This window comes from Rhizobium alarense, assembly GCF_021555155.1.
Classification (GTDB): domain Bacteria; phylum Pseudomonadota; class Alphaproteobacteria; order Rhizobiales; family Rhizobiaceae; genus Rhizobium_D; species Rhizobium_D alarense.
This window is the reverse complement of record NZ_JAKGBU010000165.1, coordinates 1-2,500: the sequence shown is the minus strand read 5'-3', so window position 1 is coordinate 2,500 and position 2,500 is coordinate 1. Positions and strand designations below refer to the sequence as shown.

General features: G+C 61.3%; 3 protein-coding genes. All 3 read right to left on the bottom strand.

Features of this window, described 5'->3' with window-relative positions; all coding sequences use genetic code 11:
* Positions 1 to 22: 22 nt before the first annotated feature.
* Complete coding sequence (tnpC, locus tag LXM94_RS25715) at positions 23 to 1,615, bottom strand: IS66 family transposase (protein WP_235774712.1); 1,593 nt, start codon at positions 1,613 to 1,615, stop codon at positions 23 to 25.
* A gap of 73 nt (positions 1,616 to 1,688) precedes the next feature.
* Positions 1,689 to 2,033: an IS66 family insertion sequence element accessory protein TnpB gene (tnpB, locus tag LXM94_RS25710; RefSeq protein WP_235774710.1), complete on the bottom strand. Its 345-nt coding sequence runs from the start codon at positions 2,031 to 2,033 to the stop codon at positions 1,689 to 1,691.
* Positions 2,030 to 2,380: a transposase gene (locus LXM94_RS26250; protein WP_329605653.1), complete on the bottom strand. Its 351-nt coding sequence runs from the start codon at positions 2,378 to 2,380 to the stop codon at positions 2,030 to 2,032. The genes tnpB and LXM94_RS26250 overlap by 4 nt, the downstream gene beginning before the upstream one ends.
* Positions 2,381 to 2,500 lie beyond the last annotated feature (120 nt).

Sequence of the window (2,500 nt, the reverse complement as noted above, 5' to 3'; positions counted from 1 at the left end):
GTAAGCGGCAAGCTGAGGCCGCTCAGGCTGCGTAATTCCACGGCATGAGTGCATCGAGATCGCTGCTGGGCCAGCTGTTGGCGATGCGCTCGAGGGTCTGGGTGAGCCAGGCCTGCGGGTCGACGTTGTTCATTTTGGCGGTTTGAAGCAGCGTAGCGATTGTCGCCCAGGTCCTTCCGCCGCCATCGCTGCCGGCGAAGAGACTGTTCTTTCTCGTGATCGTCTGGGGCCTGATTGCGCGCTCAACTATGTTGTTGTCGAGCTCGATGCGGCCGTCGGTGAGGAAGCGTTCGAAGATGGAGCGACGCGAGGTGGCATAGCGGATCGCCTCGGCGAGCTTCGACTTGCCGGAGATCCGCGGCAGGGTCTTTTGCCAGAGGGCGAAGAGCTCAGTGACGACTGCCGCAGACGTCACCTGGCGCGCCGCGACACGGGCGTCAGGGCTTTGCCCGCGGGCCGTTTCTTCCACCTGCCAGAGCTTTGCCATCAGCTCCACAGTCTCGGTGGCGATCTTGGAGCTGTCCGAGGCGTGGAGTTCGTAGAACTTGCGCCTGCTATGGGACCAGCAGCCGGCCAGCATCACACCGTCATTGCCGCCGTCAGATCGGGCAAGCTTGTTGTAGGCACCATGCCCGTCAACTTGGAGAATACCGCGATAGCCACTCAGATGCCGGGCGACCCGGTCGCCAGCGCGGCTATCTTCGAAGCGATAGGCGACCATCGGCGGGCCACTGCCACCGAAGGGTCTGTCATCCCGGGCATAAGCCCATAGCCAGGCAGTCTTGGCCGATCCTGATCCGGGCGCGAGTGTGGGCAACGTCGTCTCGTCAGCGAAGATACGCTCAGCCTTCTTGATCTCGGCGAGGATGTAGTCGGCCAGGATATCAAGCTCGAAGCCGAGCTTGCCCATCCATTGAGCCATCAGCTTGCGGTCAAGCTCGACCTTGTCGCGGGCATAGATTGCCTCCTGTCGATAGAGCGGAAGGCCATCGGCATACTTCGAGACCGCGATCTGGGCGAGAAGCGCTTCCGTCGGAATGCCGCCCTCGATGATGTGCGCGGGTGCGGCTGCCTGAATGACGCCGTCTTCGTTTTTGAAAGCATACTTCGGCCGCCGGGTGACGATAACTCGGAACTTCGCCGGCACGACGTCCAGTCGCTCCGAGACGTCTTCTCCGATAAACTCCTTCTGCTTGCCCACATGCTCAGGCAGTTCATCCGGCTCGATCACCACTTCGACACGCTCTAGATGAGGTGCAAAGCCCTTGCGCGGCCGGGGCGGACGTTTGCCATCGGGATGGGCGGCACCCTTGTTCACCTGGGCTCGGATCGCAGCGATGCCGGTCTCGATTTCCTCGAAGACAAAAGCCTGCTGCTCATCATCGATGCCTGGAGAGCCGAGCTTTTCCGATCGCCGGCCAAAGCGGGCACGATCGAAGGCTTTCAGGATCTGGGTCAGTCGTTCGATGCGTTCATCAGCATCGGCGTTTCTGGCCTTCAGGTCTGCGACCTCGCTCTCGAGAGCATCGGTGCGCGCTGCCTTCTCGGCCATGGCAAGGACCATGGCTTTCAGGGACTCTACATCATCCGGGAGCTGTAGATCGGGCGGCGTCATGAGGCTTACCAGAGCATATTTTGCTTTGGTTTTCCTGCCCTTTCAGGCGGTTGATTCACTTCGCCGCAGGCCTCTACCCAACAATCTCCGGCGGTTTCACCGCCACAGAGCGAACCCGTTTCCAGTCCATGCCGTCAACGAGCGCCATGAGCTGGGCATGATTGAGCTGCACCCGGTTGTGGCCGATCCGCGGCCAGCAGAACGGCGCCTTCTCTAGCCGCTTGGAATAGAGGCAGACCCCTGATCCATCCCACCAGACGATCTTGACCCGGTCTGCCCGTTTGGCCCGGAAGACATAAAGCGAGCCGTTGAACGGATCACTGCCGGCGTCGCGCACCAGCGACAGCAGGCTGTCGGGCCCTTTGCGGAAGTCGATGGGATGACTGGCGAGGAAGACCTTTACGCCTGCGGGGATCATGCTGAGCGAACCGCTCGGATGATACGCTGCAGATGTGCTTCTTCAACATGCCGGCCGGCCCGCACGACGATACCGCTAATGACGATTTCGACGACAGGTTCGGGGTCAGGTGCGACGCTCTGCGGATCAACTGCCGCTGCTGCTTGTCCAGGGTCATCACTGCCCAACAGTTCTCTGCGCCAGCGGTAGAGTTGAGCCGGCCGGATCCCGATCTGTCGCGCGACTGCCGACATGTTCACACCGGGCTGACAGGCCTGCTCAACCGCTGTGGCCTTGAATTCGTCGGACCAGAACCGCCGCAACTGCCGCGGCGACCCGTCAAGGCGATCGGGCACCGCCTCGATCATTCGCATCAACCCAAGGCTAGCCGCAGGTCTAGACATAGATCCTCACATTCAGAGAACTCGTATGCCCGAAATACCCTGCTCAGCATCAGCCGCGCCAGATGGGGTCTCCTTGCCGCTTAC